The 25,706-nt window shown below is 70.2% G+C and carries 24 protein-coding genes; 14 read left to right on the top strand and 10 right to left on the bottom strand.

The window, feature by feature from the left end; translation table 11 throughout:
* Positions 1-92: 92 nt before the first annotated feature.
* From ACFFR3_RS16435 to ACFFR3_RS16415, 5 genes are read left to right on the top strand one after another with little or no spacing between them, the layout of a single operon-like run.
* The gene (locus tag ACFFR3_RS16435; RefSeq protein WP_345400416.1) at positions 93-1,166 is read left to right on the top strand and encodes a Gfo/Idh/MocA family protein; all 1,074 of its coding nucleotides are present in this window, start codon (positions 93-95) and stop codon (positions 1,164-1,166) included.
* A gap of 38 nt (positions 1,167-1,204) precedes the next feature.
* Positions 1,205-1,963, top strand: coding sequence for a phytanoyl-CoA dioxygenase family protein (locus ACFFR3_RS16430; protein WP_345400419.1), 759 nt, complete (start codon positions 1,205-1,207; stop codon positions 1,961-1,963).
* Positions 1,964-1,968: 5 nt separating this feature from the next.
* Complete coding sequence (locus ACFFR3_RS16425; protein WP_345400422.1) at positions 1,969-2,886, top strand: sugar phosphate isomerase/epimerase family protein; 918 nt, start codon at positions 1,969-1,971, stop codon at positions 2,884-2,886.
* Between the two features lie 13 nt (positions 2,887-2,899).
* Positions 2,900-4,969, top strand: coding sequence for a type 1 glutamine amidotransferase family protein (locus tag ACFFR3_RS16420; RefSeq protein WP_379483372.1), 2,070 nt, complete (start codon positions 2,900-2,902; stop codon positions 4,967-4,969).
* On the top strand, positions 4,966-5,919 hold the full coding sequence (locus tag ACFFR3_RS16415; RefSeq protein ID WP_364369665.1) for a zinc-binding dehydrogenase: 954 nt from the start codon (positions 4,966-4,968) through the stop codon (positions 5,917-5,919). Before ACFFR3_RS16420 ends, ACFFR3_RS16415 begins: the two co-directional genes overlap by 4 nt.
* 62 nt (positions 5,920-5,981) lie before the next feature.
* On the opposite strand, the gene ACFFR3_RS16410 is transcribed toward ACFFR3_RS16415, so the two are convergent.
* Positions 5,982-7,004, bottom strand: coding sequence for a LacI family DNA-binding transcriptional regulator (locus ACFFR3_RS16410; RefSeq protein ID WP_364383334.1), 1,023 nt, complete (start codon positions 7,002-7,004; stop codon positions 5,982-5,984).
* Between the two features lie 220 nt (positions 7,005-7,224).
* On the opposite strand from ACFFR3_RS16410, the gene ACFFR3_RS16405 reads away from it, so the two are divergent.
* The 4 genes from ACFFR3_RS16405 to ACFFR3_RS16390 are packed head-to-tail and all read left to right on the top strand — an operon-like array spanning position 7,225 to position 11,637.
* Positions 7,225-8,538 carry an ABC transporter substrate-binding protein gene (locus ACFFR3_RS16405; RefSeq protein ID WP_379483371.1) on the top strand — a complete coding sequence of 438 codons (1,314 nt, stop codon included), beginning with the start codon at positions 7,225-7,227 and terminating at the stop codon, positions 8,536-8,538.
* A gap of 40 nt (positions 8,539-8,578) precedes the next feature.
* A complete protein-coding gene (locus ACFFR3_RS16400; RefSeq protein WP_345400440.1) occupies positions 8,579-9,538 on the top strand; it encodes a carbohydrate ABC transporter permease in 960 nt (319 codons plus the stop codon).
* Positions 9,535-10,443, top strand: coding sequence for a carbohydrate ABC transporter permease (locus ACFFR3_RS16395; protein WP_364383340.1), 909 nt, complete (start codon positions 9,535-9,537; stop codon positions 10,441-10,443). The genes ACFFR3_RS16400 and ACFFR3_RS16395 overlap by 4 nt, the downstream gene beginning before the upstream one ends.
* A 3-nt stretch (positions 10,444-10,446) precedes the next feature.
* Positions 10,447-11,637 carry a hypothetical protein gene (locus ACFFR3_RS16390; protein WP_379483370.1) on the top strand — a complete coding sequence of 397 codons (1,191 nt, stop codon included), beginning with the start codon at positions 10,447-10,449 and terminating at the stop codon, positions 11,635-11,637.
* A gap of 77 nt (positions 11,638-11,714) precedes the next feature.
* On the opposite strand, the gene ACFFR3_RS16385 is transcribed toward ACFFR3_RS16390, so the two are convergent.
* Positions 11,715-12,065, bottom strand: coding sequence for a Rieske (2Fe-2S) protein (locus ACFFR3_RS16385; protein ID WP_364383346.1), 351 nt, complete (start codon positions 12,063-12,065; stop codon positions 11,715-11,717).
* Positions 12,066-12,152: 87 nt separating this feature from the next.
* Here ACFFR3_RS16385 and ACFFR3_RS16380 point away from each other — a divergent pair, with 87 nt between their 5' ends.
* Positions 12,153-13,283, top strand: a complete 1,131-nt coding sequence (locus ACFFR3_RS16380; RefSeq protein ID WP_345400458.1) for an amidohydrolase family protein — start codon at positions 12,153-12,155, stop codon at positions 13,281-13,283.
* 45 nt (positions 13,284-13,328) lie between these two features.
* Here the strand turns inward: ACFFR3_RS16380 and ACFFR3_RS16375 are convergent, their stop codons facing one another.
* The gene (locus tag ACFFR3_RS16375; protein WP_379483369.1) at positions 13,329-14,576 is read right to left on the bottom strand and encodes an endo-1,4-beta-xylanase; all 1,248 of its coding nucleotides are present in this window, start codon (positions 14,574-14,576) and stop codon (positions 13,329-13,331) included.
* Between the two features lie 117 nt (positions 14,577-14,693).
* Here ACFFR3_RS16375 and ACFFR3_RS16370 point away from each other — a divergent pair, with 117 nt between their 5' ends.
* Positions 14,694-15,077 (top strand): DUF6578 domain-containing protein, encoded by a 384-nt coding sequence (locus ACFFR3_RS16370; protein ID WP_345400470.1) that lies wholly within the window; start codon positions 14,694-14,696, stop codon positions 15,075-15,077.
* 62 nt (positions 15,078-15,139) lie between these two features.
* On the opposite strand, the gene ACFFR3_RS16365 is transcribed toward ACFFR3_RS16370, so the two are convergent.
* From ACFFR3_RS16365 to ACFFR3_RS16355, 3 genes are all read right to left on the bottom strand, one after another.
* Positions 15,140-15,532, bottom strand: a complete 393-nt coding sequence (locus ACFFR3_RS16365) for a hypothetical protein (protein WP_364383355.1) — start codon at positions 15,530-15,532, stop codon at positions 15,140-15,142.
* A 252-nt stretch (positions 15,533-15,784) separates the two neighbouring features.
* The gene (locus ACFFR3_RS16360) at positions 15,785-17,380 is read right to left on the bottom strand and encodes an AAA family ATPase (RefSeq protein WP_379483368.1); all 1,596 of its coding nucleotides are present in this window, start codon (positions 17,378-17,380) and stop codon (positions 15,785-15,787) included.
* A gap of 2 nt (positions 17,381-17,382) precedes the next feature.
* Entirely contained in the window at positions 17,383-17,628 is a 246-nt protein-coding gene (locus tag ACFFR3_RS16355) for a hypothetical protein (RefSeq protein WP_379483367.1), read from the bottom strand.
* Between the two features lie 385 nt (positions 17,629-18,013).
* Between ACFFR3_RS16355 and ACFFR3_RS16350 the strand changes: the two genes are divergently transcribed.
* A complete protein-coding gene (locus ACFFR3_RS16350; RefSeq protein ID WP_345400482.1) occupies positions 18,014-18,526 on the top strand; it encodes a DUF305 domain-containing protein in 513 nt (170 codons plus the stop codon).
* A 158-nt stretch (positions 18,527-18,684) separates the two neighbouring features.
* On the opposite strand, the gene ACFFR3_RS16345 is transcribed toward ACFFR3_RS16350, so the two are convergent.
* Positions 18,685-19,779 (bottom strand): hypothetical protein, encoded by a 1,095-nt coding sequence (locus ACFFR3_RS16345; RefSeq protein WP_364383368.1) that lies wholly within the window; start codon positions 19,777-19,779, stop codon positions 18,685-18,687.
* 194 nt (positions 19,780-19,973) lie between these two features.
* Between ACFFR3_RS16345 and ACFFR3_RS16340 the strand changes: the two genes are divergently transcribed.
* On the top strand, positions 19,974-21,308 hold the full coding sequence (locus ACFFR3_RS16340) for an MGH1-like glycoside hydrolase domain-containing protein (protein ID WP_379483366.1): 1,335 nt from the start codon (positions 19,974-19,976) through the stop codon (positions 21,306-21,308).
* 344 nt (positions 21,309-21,652) lie between these two features.
* On the opposite strand, the gene ACFFR3_RS16335 is transcribed toward ACFFR3_RS16340, so the two are convergent.
* The gene (locus tag ACFFR3_RS16335) at positions 21,653-22,543 is read right to left on the bottom strand and encodes an MmyB family transcriptional regulator (protein ID WP_345400494.1); all 891 of its coding nucleotides are present in this window, start codon (positions 22,541-22,543) and stop codon (positions 21,653-21,655) included.
* A gap of 157 nt (positions 22,544-22,700) precedes the next feature.
* Here ACFFR3_RS16335 and ACFFR3_RS16330 point away from each other — a divergent pair, with 157 nt between their 5' ends.
* Entirely contained in the window at positions 22,701-23,771 is a 1,071-nt protein-coding gene (locus ACFFR3_RS16330) for a Kelch repeat-containing protein (RefSeq protein WP_379483365.1), read from the top strand.
* Between the two features lie 33 nt (positions 23,772-23,804).
* Here ACFFR3_RS16330 and ACFFR3_RS16325 read toward each other — a convergent pair whose 3' ends face one another.
* Positions 23,805-24,398, bottom strand: a complete 594-nt coding sequence (locus tag ACFFR3_RS16325) for a hypothetical protein (RefSeq protein WP_379483364.1) — start codon at positions 24,396-24,398, stop codon at positions 23,805-23,807.
* 124 nt (positions 24,399-24,522) lie between these two features.
* On the bottom strand, positions 24,523-25,329 hold the full coding sequence (locus tag ACFFR3_RS16320) for a TIGR03619 family F420-dependent LLM class oxidoreductase (protein WP_379483363.1): 807 nt from the start codon (positions 25,327-25,329) through the stop codon (positions 24,523-24,525).
* Positions 25,330-25,706: the final 377 nt, after the last annotated feature.

Genomic DNA, 25,706 nt, shown 5'->3' with positions numbered 1-25,706 from the left:
CACGGGCGTTGACCCGACGGTGCGCGTCCCTTTACCGTGGCCTTGCAAACCGATTTGCGTCACTGGGGGACACCACACCGAAAGGCGAAGAGTTGAGCAAACTGCGCGTCGGCGTCATCGGGCTGGGCGAGGTCGCCCAGGTCATCCACCTGCCCGTCCTCGAATCGCTGCCCGACCGCTACGAGCTCGCCGCGATCTGCGACATCTCGCCCGGCCTGCTGGAGCGGATGGGCGAACGCCATCGGGTCGGGCGCCGCCACACCGACTACCGGGAGATGATCGCCGCCGGCGGCCTCGACTGCGTGATCGTGCTGAACAGCGACGAATACCACGCCGACTGCACGATCGCGGCACTCGACGCGGGCCTCGACGTGCTCGTCGAGAAGCCCATGTGCCTCAGCCCCCGCGAGGCGCAGGACATCATCGCCGCCCGCGACCGGTCGGGCAGGACCGTGATGGTCGCCTACATGCGGCGCTTCGCCCCGGCGTTCACCGAGGCGGTCGAGCGGCTGCCCGAGCTCGGCCCGATCCGCTACGCCCGGGTGCACGACGTGATCGGCGAGAACCGGCTCATCGTCGACCAGACCTCCTACGTCGACCGCCCGGACGACGTCCCCCAGGAGGCGATCGACGACAAGTGGACGCGCAGGTCCGCGCTGGTGAAGGAGGCGATCGGGGACGTCCCGCAGGAGCTGGAGTGGACGTACGGGCTGCTGTGCGGCCTCGGCAGCCACGACCTGTCGGCCATGCGCGAGCTGCTCGGCCGCCCCGAGGAGGTCTCGGCGGCCAAGATGTGGCGCAGCGGCGGCTACGTCGTCGCCCTGCTCGATTACGGCGACTTCGCCGTCACGTACGAGACGGGCGTGGACCAGCAGCTGCGCTACGACACCTACATCGAGGTGTACGGCGCGAGCGGCACGATGAAGGTGCGCTACGACACCCCGTACGTGCGGCACTTCCCGACGACGCTGCACCTGGAGCTGACCGACGGCGACTCCTACGAGCGCTCGGTGCGCCGCCCGCACCTCAAGGACCCCTACACCTATGAGCTCGAGTACTTCCACGAGGTCGTCACCACCGGCGCGACGCCGAAGACGACCCCCGAGGACTACCTGCAGGACATGGAGCTCTTCATCGACATCATCCGGGCCCTGGACAAGAGCTGACCCCCCGTGACCGCAACCCCCGGAAAGGGGCCACCGCGATGACCGACACCCTGACCGACACCGACGTCGCCTTCTTCCGCGCGAACGGCTACCTGCTGCCCGGCCGTCAGCTGCTCACCGAGGAGCGCCTGGCCCGGCTCGAACTGATCTTCAACGAGCACCTGAGCGCCAAGGGCGACAAGCTCTCCGACGAGCTGGACACGCCGCACTACCGCGACGCCCGGCTGCTGGACTTCCTGCTCTGCGACGAGGTGCTCGACTGGATCGAGCCGCTCATCGGCCCCGACATCGCGCTGTGGTCGAGCCACTTCATCTCGAAGGACCCCTTCACCGGCCGGGCGACCCCCTGGCACGAGGACAGCGCGTTCTGGGAGGGCCGTTTCGACACGTACGACAGCATCGTCACGATCTGGCTGGCGCTGGAGGAGGGCTCGTTCAAGGAGAACGGCTGCATGCGCGTCATCCCCGGCTCGCACCTCAACGGCGGCTTCTCCGACGGCTACCGGCCGACCGACATGACCGAGCAGACCTTCCACGCCGAGCTGTCGGGCGTGGACGAGTCGAAGGCGGTCTCCTTCGAGCTGCGGCGCGGCGAGTTCTCCATGCACGACGGCCGCATCGTGCACGGCGCCCGCGCCAACACCAGCGCCACCCGCCGCACCGGCTACACCATGCGCTACTTCCCGAGCTCGGTGAAGATGCAGGACGTCCCGCAGAACGAGGGCTGGAAGATCTGGCTGGCCAGGGGACGTGACCTGGCCGGCAACGACTACGCCAACGTCCCGGCCGGCCGGTGAGCCGGATGAGACTGGGGCTGCTGACCGCCTGCCTGCCTGGCGAGCCGCTGGAGGACATCGCCCGCTGGGCCGGCGGCCACGGCTACGCCGCGCTGGAGATCGCCGCCTGGCCCGACCGGCCCGGCCGCGACTGGGAGGCCAGTCACCTGGACGTCGAGTCGTTCGGGAAGGACGACGCCGCCCGGGTGAGCGCGATGCTCGACCGGCACGGCCTGAGCGTGTCGGCGGTCGCGTACTACGAGAACAACCTGCACGCCGACCTCGAGGTCAGGGAGGCGACGCACGAGCACCTGCGCCGCTGCGTAGACGCCGCGCAGCTGCTCGGCGTGGGGCTGGTCGGCACCTTCGTGGGCCGCGACGTGACGCTGACCGTGGCGGAGAACCTGCGGCTCGCCGAGCGGGTGCTGCCGCCGCTGGTCGAGTACGCCGCGGCCAGGGACGTCCGGCTCGTCATCGAGAACTGCCCGATGGAGGGCTGGCACCCCGACGGCTACCCGGCCAACCTCGCCTACTCGCCCGAGCTGTGGGGCCGGCTGGCCGAGCTCGGCCTGTGGCTCAACTACGACCCCTCGCACCTGGTCTGGCTCGGCATCGACCCGCTGGCCGCGCTGGAGGCGCACGCGGACAGGATCCTGCACGTGCAGGCCAAGGACGTCGAGGTGCAGGCCGCCGCCCGCGACAGGTACGGCGTCTTCGGCCGGGTGCTCGACCGGCGGCCCTGGGAGAGCGGCTGGTGGCGCTACCGCATCCCCGGGCTCGGCGAGGTGGACTGGCGGCGCCTGATCGACGCGCTGCATCAGCACGGGTACGACGGCGTCGTCTCCGTCGAGCACGAGGACCCGGTCTGGAGCGGCAGCCCCGAGCGGGTCCGCCAGGGCCTGACCATCGCGCAGCGCACCCTCGACCCGCACGTCAACGTCTAGGAGGGCCCTGCCCATGCACCGCGGTGTCTACTTCGACGCCTGGTTCCCCCGCCAGCACTGCTATCACCCGAGCCTGCCGCCCCGCCGCCTGCGCATGATCGACGACCTTGAGGACTACCGCGCGACCGTGCTGGTGTGGGCGTCCATGGGCGGCGGCTCGCTGTCCCTGCCCTACCTCGAACAGGAGGCGTTCGGCCCGGTCGACGCCCGCTCGCGCTTCTACGGCTTCGTCAACGACAGCGAGTTCGTCGCCGCCTGCCACGAGCGGGGCATCAAGGTGCTCGGCATCGTCTTCGAGGCTCAGGGCTGGGAGTTCCCCGTCGAGCTGACCGAGGAGGAGGACGCCGTCCTCGCCATCAACGAGCTGCGCGGCGCGGGCAGGCGCGGCTGGATGGGGCTGCGCGAGTTCAGCGCCAACCGCTACCCGAAGCTGTGGAAGCCGGTCGAGCACTACTTCCCCGGCGGGCTGGTCAACTCCGACGGCGAGCCGGTCACCGACCTCATCGAGGAGTGCGTGGCCCGCGACATCCACGGCGAGCCCTGCCACGCCCACTGGGTGGAGTGCCCCGACCGCGAGCACCAGTGCTTCTACATGGACCGCAACAACCCGGTCTGGCGCGAGTACCTCAAGGCCGTGATCAGGATCCAGATCGACGCCGGTGTGGACGGCATCCAGCTCGACGAGGCCGAGCTGCCCATGGGGGCCTTCCAGTACGGCGCCTGCTTCTGCAAGGACTGCATGAAGGGCTTCCGCGCCCACCTGCAACGGCTCCCCGAGGCGGACCCGGCGCTCGACGGGGTGGACCTGGAGACCTTCCACTACGGCGAATGGCTGCTCGCCCAGGGCCACGACTTCAAGACCGGCCGCGAGTCCACGCCGCTGTTCGGCGAGTACTACGCCTTCCAGTGCCTGTCGATCAAGAAGTACTTCGCCGAGCTGGCCGGCTACGCCCGCGACCACGCCCGTTCGCGGGGCCGGGAGATCATCGTCTCCGGCAACTTCTTCAACTGCGAGCCGATGTACCTCGCGCTCGCCGACGACGTCGATCTCGTCATCACCGAGATGCGGAACACGACGTACCGGCAGCCGGAGTGGTACCGCTACGTCGCGGCGTTCGCCGGCGACAAGGACGTCGTCGTGGTCGAGAACCCGTACGGCGGGGTCGTCCCCGAGCTGATCGGCCTGCTCGGGGAGGGCAAGGGCTACGACCTGTTCCGGCTGTCGCTGTACGAGGCGGCGGCGATGGGCGTCAACATGTCGGTGCCGTACGGCTCGTGGATGGGCAGCGTCATCGAGGACTCCTTCTCCGCGCCGCACGGCCTGGCCGTCGAGATCCAGGACTTCCTGGCCGGGCACGAGGGGCTGTTCGCGCGCCGGACGGCCAACGAGGTCGCGGTGGTCTTCAGCGTCGCCAGCACGCGCGAGCTGATCGGCAAGGCGGACGTCAGCGACAACACGGCCAACGCCCGCGACGAGTCGGTGGTGGTGCCGTACCGCGTGGTGACGGGGACGCTGTCGGAGTCCGCGGTGCCGTACGACGTGGTGATCTGGGCGGACGGCGTCACCGCGCCCGACCGGGCGGACGGGAGCGGGCTGCTGCGCTACTCGACCGTCATCCTGCCGGACGTCTTCGCGCTGACCGAGGGCCAGGCCGCCGCCGTCCGGCGCTACCTGGCGGCCGGCGGGACGGTCGTCGTCACCGATCGGGTGGCGGACGCGCTGTCGCGGCACGACAACGTCCGCACCGCGCGCCACGACGTGCTCGGCGAACTGCTGCCGCACGGGCGGCAGGTGGAGACCCCGGCGCCGGTGGCCGCGAACCTGCACCGCCTGGCCGGCGGCTCCTACGCGCTGCACCTGGTCAACTACGACTACGACCGCTCTGAGGACGCCGTGCGGGTGCGGACCGGCGTGCCGCTGCGCGTGCGGCTGCCCGAGTCCAGGCCGCACGCGACCGCGGTGGCGAGCGACGGGACGCGGACGCCGCTGGAGGTGACGCAGGAGGACGGCGTGCACGTCGTCCGGGTGGACACGCTGGGCGTCTACACGATCGTCGTCTTCCACGACGGGGAGCCGGCATGAGGATCGCGGCGCTGCGCGGGCGCGAGAAGTGGGTGGTCGAGGAGGCTCCCGTGCCGGTGATCGGGCCTGACGAGGTGCTGGTCAGGGTCGTGGCGTCGGGCGTGTGCGCCTCGGAGCTGGAGCCGTGGCTGACCGGCCCGCCGCAGGGCGCGGCGCGCTACCTGGGCCACGAGGTCAGCGGCGTCGTCGCCGAGGCCGGCGCCGACGTGAGCGCGTTCTCTGCCGGTGACCGGGTCGGCGTGTGGGTGACCGAGCGCGGTTTCGCCGAGTACGTCGCGGTACGCGCCGAGCACTGCTTCCCCGCCGGGTCGGGGCCGCTCGACGAGGCACTGGCCGAGCCCCTCGCCTGCGCGGTCAACGCCGTGGAGGCCGCCGGCGTCCGGCTCGGCGACGACGTGGTGGTCATCGGGGCCGGGTTCATGGGGAACCTGGTACAGAAGCTGGCAGCCCTGCGCGGGCCACGGCAGCTCATCGTGGCGGACGCGCGCGCCGACGCCCTGGAGCGGGCCGCCCGGCTCGGCGCGACCAGGACCGTGGACGTGACCAGGGAGTCGCTGCCCGACGTCGTACACGCGCTCACCGGCGGGCGCGGCGCCGACGTCACCTTCGAGTGCACCGGCACCCAGCGCGCGCTCACGGCGTGCGGCGACACCACCCGCATGAGCGGCACGATCGCGATCGTCGGCTTCCACCAGGGGGCCGACCGGTCGGTCCCGCTGGCGTACTGGAACTGGATGGCCTTCACCCTCGTCAACGCCCACTTCAGGGACGTGAACGTCATCATGCGCGGCATGGCGACCGGCATGCGCCTGCTCGCCGGCGGGGTGCTGTCGATGGACGGGCTGGTCAGCCACCGGTTCCCGCTGGAGGAGATCAACGCCGCGTTCGCCGCGCTGCGCGACAAGCCCGACGGCTTCGTCAAGGCGGTGGTGACGTTCCCCGAGGAGTGACGCCGGCGCGGCCTGCGCGCCCGCGCGCGCCGACGCGGGCGGGCGCGCGCGGCCGCCCCGGCTCAGGCGGTGCCGCGCTCGACCAGGGGGCAGGGCAGCACGACCGTGCGGCCGGTGCCGGTGTAGCGGCCGGACATGCGGCTCAGCAGCAGGTCGCCGGCCGTGCCGCCGGCCTCGTACGCCGGGTTGCGCACGGTCGTCAGGAGGGGCGTCACGATGGTCGCGGCGTCGACGTCGTCGAAGCCCACGATGGCCACGTCATCGGGCACCGACAGCCCCAGCTCGTGGGCCACGTCGAGCGCGCCGATCGCCATCAGGTCGTTGGCGCAGAAGACGGCGTCGGGCCGGGAGTTGAGCGCCATGAGGGCCTTCATCGCGGTGTAGCCGCCCCTGCGGGTCCAGTCGCCGCGCACCATGCGCTCGGCCGGCACCTTCCGCTTGGCGGCCTGCATCGCCGAGCGGAAGCCCGCGGTGCGGGTCACGCCGTAGTGGGGCGGGCCCTGGATCATCGCGATGCGCTTGTAGCCGCGCGCGGCGAGGAAGGCGCCCGCCGCGCGCGAGCCGGTCTCGTCGTCGGGGATGACCGCGTCGCACAGCGGATGGTCGAGCTGCGCGCCGATGCAGACGATGGGCGTCTGCTGGTCGACCTCCGCGAGCTGGACCTGCGAGGCGGTCTCGCCGGAGGCGAAGACGATGCCGTCGACCCCGCGGTCCATCGCGTCCTGGAAGAACTTCAGCTCCCTGTCGTGCTGGCCGTCGGTGTTGCAGACGTACGTGCCGAGCCCGGCGGCGTCGACCGCGTCGGCCAGGCCGCGGGTGAGCACGGCGTAGAACGGGTTGGTGATGTCGGGGACGACCACCGCGATCATGTGCGAGCGCCGGGTCCGCAGGTTGCGGGCCACGATGTTCGGCCGGTAGCCGAGCTCGCGGATGGCCGCCAGCACCGTGCCCCTGGTCGCCGCTCCGACCGCACGCTTGCCCGACAGCACGTGGGAGACGGTCGTGGGGCTCACTCCTGCGTGGCTGGCGACCTGGGCGATCGTCACGCGGGAGGGTGGGCCGGACTCAACCTCGCTCCTCGACATGGGGAGCATTCTACTGAGATTCCTGAGGCAAAACGATTTGACGGCGTACTTCGCCGTGACCGGCGGGCGTGGTCTCGGGGCCGTCACAATGTGACGCGAGCCACTGTGCATCCATTGACAACCCGCCCGGACGTTGGCAAGACTTCCCGCCAGGCGCCAATCGATTTGCATCAGTCGAAGCTCCGGACCTTCCACTGAGCGAGCAGCAGGGAGCGGTGTGATGAGAATCCATGGATCCTGGACGGCCCCGGCCGTCATCGTGATGGCGCTCGCGACGACCATGAGCCTGACCGCCTGCGGAAGCGACGCCCCGCCGCAGAACACCGGCATCGGCAAGGGCACGGGCCCGGTCAAGGACCCGGCCTCGCCGCAGACCGTGACGTTCTTCTCCTGGGTCGGCAACGAGCCGCAGATGAAGAAGATGGCCGCCGAGTTCAGCAAGCAGCACCCCAACATCACCATCAAGTTCGAGAACGCCCCCGCCGAGCAGGCGCAGCAGGTGCTCAGCACCCGCATCGCCGGCAACACCGCCCCCGACGTCGCCTACATCAACGCCAGCGACACCAGCGACTACGCCGCCCGCGGCGCGCTCGTCGACCTCGGCGAGTACATGGGCCGCAGCGAGGTCGTCAAGCCGGACGACTACGTCGACGGCTTCAAGACGTTCGTCACCTGGAACGGCAAGATGTGGGGCCTGCCCTTCGACGGCGAGACGACCGGCCTGTTCTACCGCACCGACCGCTTCAAGGAGGCCGGCCTCGCCGGCCCGCCGAAGACCTGGGAGGAGTTCAGGGCCGCGGCGGAGAAGCTCACCGCGAACGGCAAGTACGGCTTCGAGATGTTCGCCTCCGAGGCGGCCTACTACTTCTACCCCTGGCTCTACCAGGCCGGCGGCGAGCCGGTGAGCGCGGACGGCAAGGACATCGCCTTCGACAGCGAGGCCGGCAAGACCGCCGCCGCCTTCTACGTGGACCTCGCCGAATACTCGCCGCGCGACTACCTCAACTCCAACTCCTACGACGGCCGGGTGGCCTTCGCCAGGGGCGACGTCGCGATGTACGTGGCGGGCGCCTGGTTCGCCGGCACGCTGGCCGACGAGTACCCCAAGCTCGAAGGCAAGTGGGCCGCCGCGCCGCTGCCCGAGGGGAGCGCCGGATGCAAGACGACCATCGCCGGCGACTCGCTGGTGATGTTCAGCCAGACGAAGGTCTCCGACGCCGCGTGGCTCTGGATGGAGTTCCTGTCGCGGCCCGAGAACCTGGCCGACTGGACGTACAAGACCGAGGGCACGCTGCTGCCTCCGACGAAGTCGCTGCTCGAAGGCGAGGACCTCGCCAAGGAGAAGCCCGTACTCAAGCCCTTCGCCGACCTGATGGCCTGCGGCGTCGCGAGCGCGGTCGCCAACCCCAAGTATCCGCGGGTCGAGACCATCCTCAACGAGGAGCTCAGCAAGGCCATCTACGGCGACCAGACCGCCGCCGAGGCGCTGGACAACGCCGCCCAGCAGGGCAGGGCGATCCTCGGCCGGGGCTGAGCGGCGGCGCGCGGCGGCGTACGGAGGAAGGAAGAGACAGATGGCGCAGCCGCTGATGACGACCGAGACGGACGCGGCGCCGGCGCGGAGCGGTCCCCGGCCGCCCGGCCGGCCCGGCCTGCCGGCCCGGATGTGGCGGGAACGCTCGGCGTACGTCTTCCTGATGCCCGGCATGCTGATCTTCTCGGTCTTCACGCTGGCCGCCCTGATCTTCGCCGTCTACCTGACGTTCCACCGGTGGAGCATCATCGAGCCGGACAAGCCGTTCGTCGGCCTGACGAACTACCGCGACATGATCCACGACGAGCGGTTCGTCGAGTCGGTGCTGAACACCATCTACTTCAGCGGCGCCTCGGTGCCGCTGTCGATGGCGACGGGCCTGCTGCTCGCGCTGCTGCTCAACCTGCCGCTGCGGCTGCGCGGCCTGTTCAGGGCGGCGTTCTACCTGCCGGTCATCACGCCGTTCGTGGTCTCGGCCATCCTCTGGAAGTGGCTCTACAACGGTGACTACGGCCTGTTCAACTACTACCTGCTGCAGGCGCACCTCATCGACGAGCCGCTGCTGTGGCTGTCGGACAAGAACCTCGCGATGCCGGCGGTCGTGCTGATGAGCGTGTGGGCGGGCGCCGGGTTCTCGATGGTGGTCTACCTCGCCGGGCTGCAGGCCATCCCCAGGGAGCTGTACGAGGCCGCCCGCATCGACGGCGCGGGCCCCTGGCAGCGCCTGCGCTACGTGACGATCCCCAGCCTGCGGCCCACCACCCTGTTCCTGCTGGTCATGGGCATCATCAGCTCCCTGCAGGTCTTCACCCAGATCTTCGTGATGACCAACGGCGGGCCGGTCAACAAGACGACGACGATGGTCTATTACATGTATCTCTGGGCGTTCAAGTACTTCGACATGGGCTACGCCAGCACGCTGGCGTTCGCGCTCTTCCTCATGCTGCTCGTGTTCACGGCGCTCCAGCTGCGCCTCGCCCGGCGGGGCTCCGCCGTATGACCGGCAACCGGTTCGGGCTGCGGCAGAAGCTGCTGACGTACCTGGTGCTCGCGCCGCTCGCGATCCTGTTCCTGGCGCCGTTCGCGTGGCTGGTCAGCGCGTCGTTCCAGCCGATGGGGGAGATCTTCTCCACGACGCCGCACTGGATCCCGCAGGACGGGACGCTGGAGGGCTACCAGGGTTTCCTGAACGTCGGCGACCTCACCAAGGCGCAGCAGGCCCAGGGGCACGGCGACTGGCGGTGGTTCGCCAACAGCGCGTTCGTCGCGCTGTCGATCACCGTGCTGCAGACGTTCTTCAACGCGCTGTGCGCCTACTCCTTCGCCAAGCGCCGCTTTCCCGGACGTAACGGGATTTTCGTCCTCTTCCTGGCGACGATGATGGTGCCGGGGCAGGTCACGCTCATCCCGAACTACCTCATCATCCAGCACATCCCCTTCTTCGGCGGGAACGACTGGACGGGCAGCGGCGGGCACGGCTGGCTCGACTCCTACTGGGGGCTGATCATGCCGGGCATCGTGTCGGCGTTCGGCATCTTCCTGCTGCGCCAGTACATGCTCTCGATCCCCGACCAGCTGCTGGAGGCCGCCCGCATCGACGGGGCCGGCGAGTTCCGGATCTTCCGCTCGGTGGTGCTGCCGCTGTGCGGGCCCGCGCTGGCGGCGAACGCGATCTTCACCTTCCAGGGGGCGTGGGAGGACTTCTTCTGGCCGCTGATCATCATGTCCAGCCCGGACAAGATCACCGCACCGGTGGGTCTTGCCCTGTTCGTGGTGCAGAACCGTACATCCTGGACCTTGTTGTTCGCCGGGTCGGTGATCGCGGTGCTGCCGATGATCGTCGTGTTCCTGGTCTTCCAGCGGAGGTTCGTGCAGGGCATCGCCCTCACCGGGATCAAGGGGTGAATCATGACGGCGCGAAGTCCTGACGAGGTACGCGACCTGCTCGCCCGGCTGCTCGACGCCGGGAACGGCGTGCTGCGCTGTGCGCCCGCCTGGGTCGCGCGCGACTTCCTGCCCCCGGGCAGGCGGCTCGGCCTGCCCGAGGACGCCTACGACGTGGGCGAGCGGGGCGCCGTCTGCGAGCGCTGGCTCGCCTCGACGACCAAGGCCGACAACCGCGTCGGGCCGCCCGACGAGGGGCTCAGCCACGTGGTGGGGGAGCACGGCGAGCGGCTCCTGCTGCGCGACGCGGTCGCCGCCGGCCCGGCCGCCGTCATGGGCGCCGCGTACGCCGCCACGCATCCCGGCGGGCTCGGGCGGCTGGCGAAGATCTTCGACTACGCCTACCGGCTGCCGTACCACATCCATCCGCCCCAGGAGTACGCGGCGCTGGTCGGCAGGAACGCCAAGGACGAGTCCTACCATTTCCTGCCCGGCGTGGACATGGGGCCGCATCCTGAGACGTTCTTCGGGGTGCACCCGTGGATCGCGGAGCAGGGCGCGTACGAGGTGCTGCTGCCGTACCTCGTCGACTGGGACAGCGACCTGATACTCCGGCACGCCCGCGCCGAGCTGCAGGTGCCCGGCGAGGGGTTCCACGTGCCGTCCGGCGTGCTGCACGCCCCCGGCACGGCGCTCACCCTGGAGCTGCAGGAGGACTCCGACGTCCTCGCCATGTTCCAGGCGCTGAACGCCGGCCGGATCATCTCCAAGGACCTGCTGTTCAAGGACGTCCGCCCCGGCGACCGCTCGGAGCACGGGGAGCGGTTCCCGCTCGGCTTCGTGGACTGGCGCACCAACGGCGACCCCTGGTTCTACGAGAACCGCCACCTGACCCCGCAGCCCGTTGCCGACGGGGAGAGCTGGGTCTTCTACAACACCGGCAAGTACGCCGGCAAGCGCCTCGTCGTCCCGCCCGGCGGCGTCCACCGGCTGCGCGAGCCCGGCGTGTACAGCGTGTTCGCCTGGACGGGGACGGGCACGTACGCGGGGCACGAGGTGCGCGGCGGCGAACCGGGGCTTGACGAGCTGGTCGTCACCCACGACGCGGCCGTGCGGGAGCACGAGGTCGTCAACACCGGCGCCGAGGACCTCATGGTGTTCCTCTTCTTCGGCCCCGACCTGCACACGGACGTCCCGTCGATCCCCGGCAGGTGAGTCACAGGTGCAGGACTGGATCACATGTGAAAGGCCGCATCACACGTGCAGGACCGGATCACACGCGCAGGACTGGATCACACGTGCAGGACGACCTCCCCGTCCTGCTGGGACACCCGGTACGTCCTGAGCCCCACGCGCTTCGGCTCCAGCAGCGACCGCCCGCTCTCTACGTCGAACTCCCAGCCGTGCCACGGGCAGCGGACCACCCGCTCGTCCCTGCCGTACACGTACTCGTGCGGCCCGGCGGCCACGAAGGTGCCGCCCAGCGAGCCGGCGCACATCGACGCCCCCATGTGCGGGCACTTGTCGCTGATCGCGAAGAACTCATCGCCCACGCTGATGACCCCGACCCGCCGCCCGTTCACGTCGACGATCCGGCACCCGTCCCTGCGGACGTCCTCGACGCTGCCGACCCGAACGTCCATGTCACCGCTCCACTGTCGCCATGCCAATCGATTTGCTATGCACGACTATGACCGCTCAGCGGCCTCTCGGCAACCACCGGAGCCTCCATGACCGACCCCGTCACCCGTACGCCTCCCCGTTACCGGCTCGTCGACTGCGACGTCCACCCGATCACCAAGCACGGCCTCGCCGACCTGCGCCCCTTCCTGTCCACGGCCGAGCGGCGCCGCCTCGGCCTCGACGAGCGCCGCGCCCTCACCGCGACCGGGCACCGCGAGGCCGTCTCGATCCCGCGCAACATGCTCTACGTCAACCCGGCCGGCGTGCTCCGCGACGACGCCCGCGCCCCCGACGGGTCCGCGCCGGGCGCCGACCCGCTCTTCACCGCGCGGCACCTGCTCGACGCCCACGGCATCGACCGCGCGGTGCTCATCGGCGGCGAGGTGCTCGGCCTCGGCGCCATGCCCGACCCGGACGCCGCCGCCATGATCGCCTCGGCCTACAACCGGTGGCTGGCCGCGACCTGGTTCGACGCCGACGACCGCTACCGCGGCTACATCGTGGCCGGCGCGCAGGACCCGCACCTGGCGGCGCGGGAGATCAGGCGCGCGGCCCAGGACGAGCGCTTCGTCGGCGTGCTGCTGCCGCTCACCGACCTGCTGATGGGGCAGCGGCACCACTACCCCATCTACGAGGCCGCGCACGACCTCGGCCTCCCGGTCGCCGTCCACCCCAACTCGGGCGAGGGCATCTTCCGTACGTCACCGCCCATGGCCGGCGGGACGCCGACGTACTACGTGGAGTGGCACAGCGGCCTCAGCCAGGTCTTCCAGGCGAACGTCATCAGCCTCGTCTGCCACGGCGTCTTCGAGCGCTTCCCCGGCCTCAAGGTGATCATCACCGAGGGCGGGCTCGGCTGGATCCCCGACGTGATGTGGCGGCTCGACAAGAACGTCAGGGGCCTGCGCGACGAGGTGCCGTGGGTCAGGCGGCTGCCCAGCGAGTACATCGTGGACCACGTCCGCTTCACCACCCAGCCGCTGCCCGAGCCCAGGCGTCGGCACCACCTGCACGTGCTCTGCGAGATCGCGCACGCGGAGCGCACGCTGATGTTCAGCTCCGACTACCCGCACTGGGACTTCGACGACCCCCGCTACGCCCTCACCTCGCTGCCGGAGTCGATCAGGCAGCGGGTGAGCAGCGAGAACGCGATCGAGACGTACGGGGATCGCCTCTGAGCCCTTCTGAGCCCCTCTGAGGGACTGAGAAGGGCTCAGAAGGGCTCAGAGGGGCCGGCGTGCCGGGGCCTGCCGGAACGCGCGCAGCATCGCCGCGTACGCCGGCTTCGGCCGCAGGTCCTCGTCGAACGGCAGCGGCCGGCGCGCGGCCCCGTCCTCACGCGGGTAGTCCTCCTGCAGCCAGGTGTAGCGGTCGCTGAGGCCGAAGCTCAGCACCACTTTCACCGCCGGCTCCTGGAGGGCCACGGACAGGTAGCGCGCGTAGACCTCCGCGACGGCCGCGTCCCTGACGGCGACGTCGGCGGGCAGGCCGTCGTCCTGGACGTCCATCTCCGTGATGAAGATCGACAGCCCTCGCGCCGCGACCTGTCTGAGGAAGCTCCGGTACGCCTTCGCGTCGAAGGTCTCGGCGAACCAGGCGGCGTTCAGGTGCGCCTGGACGCCCAGGGCGTGCACGGGGACGTTCCTGCTCTTCAGATGGTCGATGGCCTTGAGCATCGACCTGCGGCGGGCGACCGCGTCATCCCCGGTCTCGAAGCCGAACTCGTTGATGAGCAGCACCGCTCGGGGGTCATGGCGGTGCGCGAGGCGGAACGCCTCCTCGACGTAGGAGGGGCCGATGGTCTGGTACCAGGGCTCCTCCGTCCAGTAACCGTTGGCGTCCTTGTCCTCGCCGTCGGTCACCTCGTTCGCGACCACCCATGCCTTGACCCGGCCCGCGTAGTGGGCGACCTCTCTCTTGATCGTGCCGAAGAGCAGGTCGCGGGCCTCCCGCTCGCCGAGGCCGAACAGGGCGTCCGGCTCCCAGCCGTCGCCCAGGCCCTCGTCCCAGACCAGGTGGGCGGCGAGGACCGGCTGGCCGTTGCCGGCGGCGTACTGCACGATCTGGTCGCCGTACGTGAAGTCGAGCGGCGCGTCGGGGGTTGGTTTGAGCCGGTACCACAGGAGATCGTCCTCGGTGAGCAGCATGCCGCTCTCGCGCGCGTACAACTCCGCGTAGCCGGGGTCCGGCTGCACCTGCCAGGTGGCGGCGGACGAGCCGTACCTGATCCCCTTGGCGAGGGCCGCCCGCCTCAGCGCGCCCGCCGCCCCTGTTCCCGCCCCTGCCCCTGCCCCTGCCCCTGCTGTATTCGCCGCCATACCGGCCGCCGTCCGCCGCGGATCGCCCGCCGGCTCGGCCCAGGCCGTACCCGCCGTCACGATCTGCGCCGCGCCACCGCCCAGCATCGCCATCGCACCCAAGCCACCACCGACGAGGAACGACCGCCTGCGGAGCCCTCCCTGATCTGCCATCGCCTTCCCTCCACCGTTCCGACGGACGCGCGCGCGAGTGATGCAAATCGATTTCCCTACAGATACACCCGCCCGCCACCCGTGGGAAGGCCCAAGGCCGCCGGGTACATTGCCGGAGTGAGATGGAACGTCTGGGTCGACGAGTGGCAGATGGAGTGCTGCGGCGACCCCTTCCACGTCGGATCGGCGGTCACCTGGACCCTCGCCCCGGCGGACCGCGAGTGGCTGACACGCGCCCTGGGCGAGGAGACCGCCGCCACCATCGAGTGGGGCGAAGAACACCACGACGAACCCACCGCAGCCCACATCACCGTCGAAGCCCAGGTCAAGCAGATCTCCGCCGTCCACGCCCGTCACGTACAGGCGGAGGGCGAGACCTACCTCCACCCGGCCGACGCCGTCCTGACCCCGCTCACCTCCGCCGACGGCTCACGCCCGCCGACCTCCGACGACGACCGCGACTTCATCGGCTACGTCGTCACCCTCGAAACCGACCAGTAGCCGCGATGGCACCCCAAGATGAGGGCAGGAAGACGTCATGCCGACCTCTTCCTGCGAGCTATTCACTCGATGGTGGACGCGGACATGGGCATGATGTGCAGAGTTTTCCCTTGCGCTCGCACGTGTGCCGTCGCGCGGCCTTCTCCCACAACGCCCACGAGGCAGGCGCCGAGTGGCGATATTTCCTGCTCCGTTGTGGTCGATTCGGTCGTGCAGGTGATCGACGTGATCGCACCACCGACCCACACCTCAAAAAATCGCACAGAGGTCGCCGCCCCGCCGCGGAACTCGGCCTCGGAAACGAGAGTCTCCGTGACGCCCAGAGGGACGACATCGGACGGATCTCGTAGTTGCGAGAAGAAGTCGGGATACTCGTTCGCGCCCGAGTCCAGCCCCAGGTCTCGCCACTTCCCCGTAGTGTCACGCACGGCAAGGGACAGCTCGGCGGCCAGCATGCCGTCTCGGCGGTGTCTGAGGAAAAGCACTGCTCCGAGGCCGTCAGCGGAGTGCCAGCGAGCGACGGCGCCGACCTCTCCGGGGCCGGGGAGCCGTTGCGTCAGAGGCTCGGCGCCATCAAGGACGTGCGAGATCATCTCTGCCCTGGACATCGGCATGGTGATCCGATCTGGCTCCGGTGGTGGTCAGCGGGCCCAGCATGAGAACCATGCGGCGGCTACGTAGGCATTTTAGCCCGCCACGAACAGCCGTCACACACGCAGGACGGTGACCTGGCGGCCGGACGGGGTGGTGGCCTGGGCGAAGCCGCCGCGTTCCTGCCAGGGCGGGGCCTCGGGACGGCGGTCGAAGATGACCAGGACACCGGTGTCCAGGGTCAGCCGGTCGAGGTAGCGGTCGAGCTGGGCCAGGCCCTCGGGCTTCGGGTCGTCCGCGCCTGGCCGCCACACCTTGAGCTCCATGGCTTCGCGTTGCATCAGTCGTTCGCCTTCCGGACCGCTGTACGGCCAGCGAACGAGCACGTCCAGGCGTTTGGTGCCGGCGGCGTACTCGCGGTCGAGGTAGCCGCCGCCGTTGACCAGGCGGTGCAGGAAGGCCATGAGGATGATCTGACACGCGGCCTCGTGGTAGCCCTCCTGCTGGATGAGCACTTCGCCGTGCTCGCGCCAAAAGACGACGAACTCGCGGAGCAGGCGGGACAGGTCGAACCGGCCGTCGGGGAGCACGAAGCTGTGCGGATCGGCGTGGATGTTCTGCTCCGTGAGGTCGCCCAGCACGCGCAGGATGACCTCCCGGTAGATCGGGTTGGCCACCTGTGGCGGAGGTTGTTGCGTGATCAGGCCCAGATCGCGGGCGTAGGACAGGTCCTCGGAATTGCCGCGGTCAGTGTAGGGGCCGCCGGCCACGATCGGCTCCATCACCCGCTTGACCCGAGGCTCGTACAGCCGAGCCGCCAGAGAGTCCAGGTGGATGGCGCGCGCCCGGATCAACCGCTCCTTCGCCTCCTCCACTTGCTCAGTGGCGATGGTCCCGGTCACGCCCATCTCGGTGATGATCTCATCGGCGAGGGCGTTGACCAGCCAGGGTTGTCCTTGGGTCAGTTCGAAGACGCGGTCCACCGCGTCTTTGGTGAACTCCTGGCCGGTCGCCTGGGTGTGCTGGTCATAGAGTTCGGCGATCTGGCCGGCGGTGAAATCACCCAGGCGTAGCGATTTGCGGATGATGTTGAACGGGCTGGCCGCGTTATACCGGTCAGGGGCGCCGCCCGAAGCGATCTTGTAGTCACGCACGTCCCGCAACCCGCACAGCACCACCGACGCGGGGAACGGATAGCCGTCCGGCCGTATGTTATGACCGTCGCGAAGCTGGCTGAGGACGCTGACCAGGCTCTCGCCCTGCAGGGCGTCGATCTCGTCGAGGAACAGCACGACCCGGCGCGGGCAGCGACTGCACCATGCGCTCAGCGCATTGCCGAACCGGGTGCCCGCCTGCTCCTCCGGCCAGGAGCCCGGCGGCAGCAGCTCCTCGGGCCATCCCGACAAGACGGCGGCCCTGCGGAGCGAGTCCAGCAGAATCGTCTCGGTTGCGGCGACGTCGTTACTGAAGATCTTGGCGCGCTCGCAGGAGAACGACAGGACGGCGATGTCGCCCTCGGTGGCCAGGTCGGAGGCCAGGGTGCGCAGGATGGTCGTCTTACCGGTCTGCCGGGGGGCGTGCAGGACGAAGTAGCGGTCCATCTCGATGAGGGCCCGCGCCTCGGGAAGCCGGGGTGCGGGCGGCAGCATGTAGTGGAGCTGGGGGTCGCAGGGACCTGTGGTGTTGAAATATCTTGCTCGGGGTGGCGGCATGGTCACAGTCTGCCACTAAGTAAGTCTGGGGATCCAAAGGTCCTCATGCGGACCTCGGCCAGCTTCTCGTCGGTGAAAGGTCCCTGCTGTTCCCGGCGTAGCAGGTCGGCGCACAGGGGCGAGTGCCGCAGCAGGAACTGTCGGTAGATCGGATTTGCGATCTCCGGTGCTCCGGTTCTTCGGATCAGGCCCAGATCGCGAACGTAGGAGACGTCGTCGTCCGAGGCCTCATCGACGTGCGTGTTCACCGTGACCACCCTCCAGCACCATGCGGACGGCTTCTTCCTTGAACTCCGGCGAGAACTGCCTGCGACGCCTCGTCACGTACCTACCTCTTCCAGACTGCTGTCAGCTTATGTAGCTGGCTGTCCGGAATCTTCGAGGCACCTCAAGAGGACTTGCCTGGACCGAGTAGTCGATAACGGTCGATATGGCACAACCAAGTGAAGGATGCGGGCCCGGGTAGGTGTCGGATCGGCGTTAGGGGGACGCATGAAGCGACGCTGTACGAAGACCGCGATGGCCGCAGGAGCAGTCCTGGCCGCCGTCGCCGTGGGTCCCGGGGCCACGGCGACGGCGACGGCCCGGAAAGGCTCCCCGCCACCCCAACCGACCTGCCCTGGAGCAGGGCAGATGCATGTCATCACCAGCGAGTACGACTACCTGTCGCAGATGGTGCCGCACCACGAGGACGCCATCACGGCGGCGCGGCAGTTGCGGCGTTCCGAGCGGCCGGAGATGCGGCAGCTCGGGCAGTCCATCGTCACGACGCAGACCGCCGAGGTCGGCGAGATGAAGGGCTGGCTGGAGCGGTGGTATCCGAGAAGCCAGGCGCCGAGCCCGCGCGAAACCACGATGCCGGACCTGTCAGGGCTCTCGGGGGATCAGCTCGACCAGACGTTCCTGCGGCACATGATCCCGCACCACATGATGGCGATCATGATGTCGCAGCAGCTCCTCATGCATGGTGAGGCGCAGCATGCCGAGGTCGCCGGCTTCGCCCGCAAGGTGCGCGACGACCAGTGGGCGGAGGTGCGGACAATGCGGCGGTACCTGGCCCAGTGGTTCGGTGAGCAGAATCCACCCTGCTTCCCGAGAGGCCCGGGCATGCCCGGCATGACACCGGGGCCGCCCGGGCCGGACTGACCGCCCGTGCGGTCACGGCTCCAGGGACTGCGGTACGAAGTCCGCCGGGCAGTCCGGCTGCGCACCATCGAACACCGCACCATCGAACACCGCACCATCGAACACCGCACCATCGAACACCGCACCAGCAGTTCCAGCAGTGACACGTCGGTGGCCCGCTACAGGAGTCTTTCGGGTCTGCTCGCTGCTTCTTCTCGGAGCGCGGTGACGAAGGTTTGGCGGGCTTCCTGTGAGTGCGGGTTCTCGGTGTGGTGCTGGTAGAGGTGCCAGCAGGTGGTGATGGCGTGGAGGAGGTTGTCGAGGAGGTCGGGGGCGGGGCGGGCCGGGTCGAGGGCGGTGAGGGGGAGATGGATGGTGGCGGGGGTGAGGTTCAGTTCGGGGTGGGTGGTGCGGGCCTTGTCGATGAGGTGGTGGGCGGCGGTGAGGCGTTCCTGGACGTCGAGGATGCCGTGCAGGTGCCCGTCGGCGATGTGCAGGGCGTTGCGGATGAGCGGCATGACGACGTGGCGGGCGCGGGTGCCGTCGTCCATGGCGGTGGTGACGTCCGTGAGGCTTTCGATGGCGAGGGGTTTGTCGGGTTGTTCGGCTCCGGCGACGACGTGCAGGGGGTGCATGCCGGTGTGGCGGGCGGTGACGGCGAGGGCGGCGTGAAACCAGTGGGCGGCGGCGATGGCGGCCGCCGTGGGGTCGACTTGGGTGAGGAGGTCCTGGTTGCCGAAGGGGTTGTCGCGGAGCAGGCGGTCGGCTTGGGAGATCTGCAGGGGTGAGGCGTCCTCGCGGCTGAGGGTGGCGGCCTGCTGGGCGCGGTCGGACAGGTCGCCGCGTTCGGCCTGCTCGATGGCGGCGAGTTCGGCGGCGACGTCGGTGGTGACGAGGGTGGTGAGCTGGGAGGCGTCGAGTACGCGCAGGACGCGGGCGAGCGCGAGGGCGGCGTGTTCGACTTTGGTGGTGGCGGGCTGGTCGCTGGGGCGGGTGGCGGTGATGAGGGGAAGGATCCTGGCGAACGCGTCGCGTTCCTGCTGCCGCTGCCTGGCCAGGCCGTTGGGGGCGTCGGGGTCGGCGGCGCTGGCGGGGTGGGTGTAGGAACGCCAGCAGACGTGGGACAGGCGGGTCAGCGCACCGGCGAGTTCGCGGGTGTTGTGGGGGAGCTGGTCGTGGGTGAGCCGGGCCACGATGATGGCGGTGTCGCCGATGCCGGTGCTCCACAGGGCGAGCAGCGTGTTGTGGGCACGGTCGATGGCATACCGAGTCACGGATACCTCTTCAAAGAGAAAGGGGGCCAGAGAAAGAGCTCTGCTCACGGCAGTTCTGGACACGCCCAGGATGCTGGATCGGCCGCTCAGACGAAGCCTTTTTCGCCATTGTTCTGCGTCGCTGATCAGCGCTCTTGCTGGGATACGCGGCATAAATCCTCTCGCAAGGCAAGGGCGACAAGTATCATCCCGGCATGCCTCACCCGCCCGCGCTGATCTGCCCGGATTCCGCCCTTACCCGGATTTATGCGGCAGCCCAGCACACTCTGCTGAACGTCAACACGATCGGCGGCGTCATCCGCGCCGGCGGCGGCTACCCGGACCCGTGGACCAGGGACGCCTCCATCAACGCCTGGTACGCGGCCAGCCTCCTGTCCCCGGACGCCGCCCGCGACACCCTCCTCGCGGTGGCCGGCGACACGCTCGTCCAGCAGGACGACCAGTGGTGGGACCAGATCATCTGGGCGGTCGCCGCCTGGCACCACGTGCTGGTGACCGGTGACGAGGACTTCCTGCGGCGTGCGTACGCGATCGCCGCCGCGACCATGGACGTGCTGGACAAGGAGCGGTACGACACCGCGTACGGGCTCTATCGCGGCCCCGCCGTCATGCAGGACGGCATTTCGGGCTACCCCGAGCCGCCGAACGATCCGCGCATCGACTCCAGCTTCGTGCTCGACTACCCGCGGACCCACATGATCATGTGCCTGTCGACCAACGCCGTCCACGCCGCCGCCCATCGGGCGCTGGCGATGATGGCGGGCGCACTCGGCCGCGACGGGCGCCCGCATCTGGAGCGGGCCGAGGCGACGGCGGCCGCGGTGAACCGGTGGCTGTGGCGCGAGGACGCCGGTCTGTACGGATATTTCCGGCACGAGGATGGCCGCCTGGACCCCCACGAAGAGACGCTCGGCCTCGCCCTGGCCATCATCTTCGGCATCGCCGACGACCGGCAGGCGGCTCTCATCGCGGCGAACACGCACCGCGAGCCGCGCGGCGTCGTCAATGTCTGGCCGCACTTCGACCGCTACGGTCCCGAGCGTCCCGGCCGGCACAACGCGAGCTGCTGGCCCATGGTGATGGCCGTCTGGGGCGACGCCATGGCCAGGATCGGACGTACGGACCGGTTCCTGGAGACGCTGACCGACCTCGTGACGTTGTTCGGCGACGACGGCCTGTACGAGGTCTACCACCCCGTCACCGGCCGCCCGGACGGGGGATGGCAGCAGGGCAGGCAGTGGCCGTCGGAGCCCGACCAGACCTGGTCCGCCACGACCCTGCTCGGCCTGGTCCACCATGGCCTGTTCGGCCTGCGGTTCGAGCGGGAGGGCATCCGCTTCGCGCCCGCCGTACCGAGCGATTGGGGCGAGGCGACCCTGGACGGCTTGCGCTACCGCGACATGACCCTGCGCGTCACGGTGTCGGGGAGCGGTACGACGGTACGGGACTTCCGCCTCGACGGTCACGAGGTGGACTTGCTGCCGGCCACGCTGACCGGCCTTCACCAGGTCAGGCTCACGCTCGCCTGAGCCGATCACAGCGGTCGGGGAGAAGGGAATGAACGGCGTCGAGGGAAGAACGGCCCGTGGGGCGCCCGAAGAGGCGCGTCGTCGCTCTGCCGGCCGTCATCGTCGCGACAGAGTCACCCGGCAGGAAACCGGCAGCCAACCCGTGCCGGACCTCCTGGCGGAGGCAGATGACGGCCGGCTGATCGCGCTTGGCCGCCGGGCAAGTACACCAGTGAATTCCACAACGGGGGTCACCGTGGTCAACAAGAAATCACCCCATTGTCGGCCTACCGCAAGGACGACGGCTGGGACAGCATCTGGCACCCCGTGCTGACCACCCGATGAGAACCGATGGCCCGACCACGTCAGCCCGTCGAAGCGTCCGCGTTCACGCCCGGACCGCTGACGTGCGCGCCCTCCGGGCTCATGTCCTGGGTGCCGATGACCGACAGCAGCTCCAGCTGGGCCGCCCCCTGGCTGCCGGGTGGCGCGGTGAACCACAGCAGGCGCTGGCGGCCGTCCTCGCTGAACAGGCTGTGGCAGTCCACCTCGATGATCCCCAGCACCGGGTGGACCAGGCGCTTGTGGTCGGCGCGGCGCAGCGCCACGTCATGGGTGTCCCATAGGGCGGCGAATTCGGCGCTGCGCCGCCGCAGCGCGGCGACCATCTGCGCCACGTGCGGGTCGCGGCCGCGGCGGGCGGCGACCGCTCGCAGGTCGGAGACGAAGACGCGCGAATGATGCGGGTGCTCCTCCGGTGGATAGAGGGCGCGGGCGGCGGGGTCGGTGAACCAGCGGTAGACGTAGCTGGCCCTCGGGCCCTGCCGCATCGGGTGCCGGCCGATCAGGGCGGCGGCCAGGTCGTTCTGGACGAGGGTCGCGTGCAGGTCGGTGATGATCATCGCGGGCGTCGTGACCAGCCGGTCCAGCATGGCCAGCATGGACGGCTGGACGTGCGTGGTCGTGCCGTGCACCGCCGGGACAGGCCGTTCCGCGAGATGGAACAGGTGATCGCGCTCGTCGCCCCCCAGTCGCAGCGCGCGGGCGAGCGCGGCCAGCGTCTGGGCCGACGGCTGGGCGCCCCGCCCGCGTTCGAGCTCGGTGTAGTAGTCCGCTGACAGGCCCGCGAGCTGCGCGACCTCCTCCCGGCGCAGCCCGGGCACCCGGCGCCGGGTGCCGGCGGGCAGGCCGACGTCCGCCGGACGGACGCGGGCGCGGCAGGTCTTCAGGAACGCGGCGAGTTCGCGGAGGTTCACCTCTCCATCGTGACCTCCAGCGGTGGCCGTAGCCAGGGGGTGACAACCCCTGGGTGAACGCAGCCCTGGCCCGCGGCCGGGTGGCAGGCGAGCGTGAGGGGACCCAAGGCGTTCGTGGCCCCGACGGCCCGAGCACCGACGAAGGCTAGGAGGCATCATGAGACGTGGTATCGCCCTGCTCCTCGGCGCGGTCCTCGCGGCGAGCCCTGCCCTGCCCGCTCACGCGCACCCCGACCACCCGACGCCCACGGCGACCGCGACGGTTCCCGCCGCCGAGCCGGTCTACGGGAAGGGGTGGCGGCCGCGGGCGGCGATCGGCCAGGGGCCCCGCCAGGAGCACAGCGTCGCCGCGGTCGGTCACCGGGTGTACCTCATCGGCGGCATCATCCCTGACGCGGCCGGCGGCGTCGAGACCACCGGGCGGATGGAGGTCTATGACACCCGGCGCGACACCTGGTCGACGGTGGCCCCGCTGCCCGTCCCGATGAACCATCCCAACGTGGCGACCGTCGGCGGCCGGATCTACGTACTCGGCGGGCTGTCCGGCGGCGCGTCGTGGCAGGCACTGCGGGACAGCTTCGTGTACGACCCGCGTACCGACAAGTGGACGCCGCTGCCACCGATGCCCGCCGGCATCGAACGGGGCAGCGCCGCCATGGGCGTGCGCGGGACGAAGATCTATCTGGCGGGGGGCATGCGCACGCTGACGCCCGGCCCCGGCGGCCTGCAGGACACGGTGGACCTCGTGTCGTCGTACGACGTCGCGACCGGCCGGTGGGAGCGGCTGCCGAGCCTTCCGCAGGCGCGCGACCACGTCGGCGGCGCCGTCATCGGCTCGACCTTCTACGTGCTCGGCGGCCGCGACCGGGGCCAGGTCAACGTGCGCGACACCGTGTACGCGCTCGACCTGCGCGCGCGCCGCTGGTCGGAGCGGGCGCCGATGCCGACGGCCCGGGGCGGGATCGCCGCCGCGGCCGTGGACGGCAAGATCTACACGTTCGGCGGCGAGGGACGGCACGACGGGACGAACCCGAACACGGTCTTCTCCGAGACCGAGGCGTACGACACGGCGCACGACCGCTGGGTGCGCCTGGCGCCGATGCCGGTGCCCCGGCACGGCACCGCCGCCGTTGCGGTGGGCGGCACGATCTACATCCCGGGCGGCGGCACGGCGGCCGGCGCGGCCCCGGTGGACGTCAATGACGTCTACCGCCCGGCGGCCTCGTAGCCGCAAAGACGGCCCGGCGGGACAGGAGGGCCCTCACTCCCAGGGGGATCGCGAGATCTCCTGGGGGCGAGGGTCGATGACGTGCAGGCGTCCGGGGCCGGGGTTGTGACCGAGCAGGCGGACCAGGTCGGACGTGCCGCCGGCGCCGTCGCCCGGGCGGCCGTCCCAGACGACGACCGCGCGCGGCTCGGGGTCGAGGGCGCGTGCCAGCCGTACCATCCACTCGTTCGTCCGCGCGAACACCTCGTCACCGCGGCCCGGATCGCCGGGCAGTACGGCGACGCGGGCACGCCGGCACAGCCGCTCGAACCGTTCGCGCCAGTCGGTGCCCTCCAGGTCCACCGACCGGCGGGCGAAACCATCCGGCGGCAGCGCCAGGCACAGGCGTACTGAGGCGCCGCGGAGAAGGGCCTGTTCCGCGCCGATGATGTCCGCGCCGCGCGCGCCGCCGCAGATCACGGTGGTGCCCGGGCCGACGTGCCAGGCGTCGAAGGCGGCGCTCATGGCGGCGGTCACCGCGCCGACCTGCGCCTGGGGGAAGCGCGGCGGGTTCCTGCCGGGGGCGTCGACGAGGTGGCCGCTCACGATGAGCGCGCGGGTCACGTCTTCGTCCGGGATCTGCTGCACAGGGTCCACCACCGCCTCAGGTCACCGGTCACGTTATCCACCATGATCGGCGTTCGTATGCATGGGGGCGGCCGGAAATATCAGGAAATGACGGACAGGGCGACGCGCCCGCACCGCACGTGCGTCACGTGGGCGGGCCCGCCCTCACGCGCTGCATCAGCCGTTCCACCGAGCCCCGGTAGCCGTGGAGGTGTTCCAGCCACCACGTGGCGCCCGCCTCGGCGTAGGCCCGCACCGCCGAGCCCGGCTCGCTCACGCCGATGACCGCCACGTCGAGATCGTCTGCGGTGGCCCGGTGCCGGCGCAGCTCGGCGACCTGAGCGTCCAGGGAGCCGGGCGAGAGCGTCATACGGCCCTCCTGGTCGTCGCCGGCGACGATCCAGCCGTCCCAGCGGGCGGCCCGCCGGAGCGCGCCCGCGGCGGTGCCGCCGACCCACACCGGGACCCGGGGCCGCTGGAGCGGCAGCGGCGCGAGCCGCACCCCGTCCACCGTGTAATGAGCGCCCCGGTGCCGGACCTCGTCACCGGACCAGAGCGAGGACATCACGTCGAGAGCCTCGTCGAGCGCCGCCCCGCCAGGACGCGCCGAACCGAAAGCGGTGAACTCCTCGCGCACGCCACCCAGCCCGGCCCCCAAGATCACGCGGCCACCGCTCAGCCTGTCGAGCGTCGCCACGGTGTGGGCTAGGACCTCCGGCCGATGGCGGGCCACGGCCGTCACCGCCGTGCCCAGCCTGATCCGCGAGGTCGCCTGAGCCGCCGCGGCCAGCGCCACCCACGGATCCGCCGACGGCGTGCCCCAGGCGAAGGCCAGATGATCCCACACCAGTACGGCGTCCCACCCGGCCGCCTCAGCCTCGCGGGCGAGAGCGACCAGCCGCGCCGGCTCCGCGAGCTCACCGAGGATCGCGACGTCGATGCCGTAACGCATGCCCCCACCCAAGCACCCGCCACCGACACTTCCGCCATGAGACTCGACGTCACCGCCATCGGGAGCTCTCTTGTACGGACAGATCGGTACGGGCCTCATGGCAGTGGCATGGTTCTGTCTGTTCGAGCGGCCGATATTCGGGGAAGGTCGCCTGCCCGCGTCCCACGATCCTGCCGGCGCCGTCGCGGATCACAGCGTTGATCGTCCGGCGTGAGTGGTCGGTGGCATCTCCTGACAGCGGGACGAACACGACAGCACGGCCCGCATGGCGCCTGGGCCGAGCAGGCCGCCGGCAGCGCGGCCGCCGCGGCGATCAACAGGGCGGTGAGAGGTGCGAGCGACGCGTACGGCATGGTCGCGGCAGTGTCCATCGCAGG

This window comes from Nonomuraea salmonea, assembly GCF_042428605.1.
Classification (GTDB): domain Bacteria; phylum Actinomycetota; class Actinomycetes; order Streptosporangiales; family Streptosporangiaceae; genus Nonomuraea; species Nonomuraea salmonea.
The sequence above is the reverse complement of the archived record's forward strand: the minus strand, read 5'-3'. Positions and strand labels throughout refer to the sequence as shown.

Bases quoted from the DNA above. Each gene is read 5' to 3' on its own strand.
- ACFFR3_RS16430 (WP_345400419.1), top strand. From the start codon at position 1,205: ATGACCGACACCCTGACCGACACCGACGTCGCCTTCTTCCGCGCGAAC.
- ACFFR3_RS16425 (WP_345400422.1), top strand. From the start codon at position 1,969: ATGAGACTGGGGCTGCTGACCGCCTGCCTGCCTGGCGAGCCGCTGGAG.
- ACFFR3_RS16420 (WP_379483372.1), top strand. From the start codon at position 2,900: ATGCACCGCGGTGTCTACTTCGACGCCTGGTTCCCCCGCCAGCACTGC.
- ACFFR3_RS16415 (WP_364369665.1), top strand. From the start codon at position 4,966: ATGAGGATCGCGGCGCTGCGCGGGCGCGAGAAGTGGGTGGTCGAGGAG.
- ACFFR3_RS16410 (WP_364383334.1), bottom strand. From the start codon at position 7,004: ATGTCGAGGAGCGAGGTTGAGTCCGGCCCACCCTCCCGCGTGACGATC.
- ACFFR3_RS16405 (WP_379483371.1), top strand. From the start codon at position 7,225: ATGAGAATCCATGGATCCTGGACGGCCCCGGCCGTCATCGTGATGGCG.
- ACFFR3_RS16400 (WP_345400440.1), top strand. From the start codon at position 8,579: ATGGCGCAGCCGCTGATGACGACCGAGACGGACGCGGCGCCGGCGCGG.
- ACFFR3_RS16395 (WP_364383340.1), top strand. From the start codon at position 9,535: ATGACCGGCAACCGGTTCGGGCTGCGGCAGAAGCTGCTGACGTACCTG.
- ACFFR3_RS16390 (WP_379483370.1), top strand. From the start codon at position 10,447: ATGACGGCGCGAAGTCCTGACGAGGTACGCGACCTGCTCGCCCGGCTG.
- ACFFR3_RS16385 (WP_364383346.1), bottom strand. From the start codon at position 12,065: ATGGACGTTCGGGTCGGCAGCGTCGAGGACGTCCGCAGGGACGGGTGC.
- ACFFR3_RS16380 (WP_345400458.1), top strand. From the start codon at position 12,153: ATGACCGACCCCGTCACCCGTACGCCTCCCCGTTACCGGCTCGTCGAC.
- ACFFR3_RS16375 (WP_379483369.1), bottom strand. From the start codon at position 14,576: ATGGCAGATCAGGGAGGGCTCCGCAGGCGGTCGTTCCTCGTCGGTGGT.
- ACFFR3_RS16365 (WP_364383355.1), bottom strand. From the start codon at position 15,532: ATGCTGGCCGCCGAGCTGTCCCTTGCCGTGCGTGACACTACGGGGAAG.
- ACFFR3_RS16360 (WP_379483368.1), bottom strand. From the start codon at position 17,380: ATGCCGCCACCCCGAGCAAGATATTTCAACACCACAGGTCCCTGCGAC.
- ACFFR3_RS16350 (WP_345400482.1), top strand. From the start codon at position 18,014: ATGCATGTCATCACCAGCGAGTACGACTACCTGTCGCAGATGGTGCCG.
- ACFFR3_RS16340 (WP_379483366.1), top strand. From the start codon at position 19,974: ATGCCTCACCCGCCCGCGCTGATCTGCCCGGATTCCGCCCTTACCCGG.
- ACFFR3_RS16330 (WP_379483365.1), top strand. From the start codon at position 22,701: ATGAGACGTGGTATCGCCCTGCTCCTCGGCGCGGTCCTCGCGGCGAGC.
- ACFFR3_RS16320 (WP_379483363.1), bottom strand. From the start codon at position 25,329: ATGCGTTACGGCATCGACGTCGCGATCCTCGGTGAGCTCGCGGAGCCG.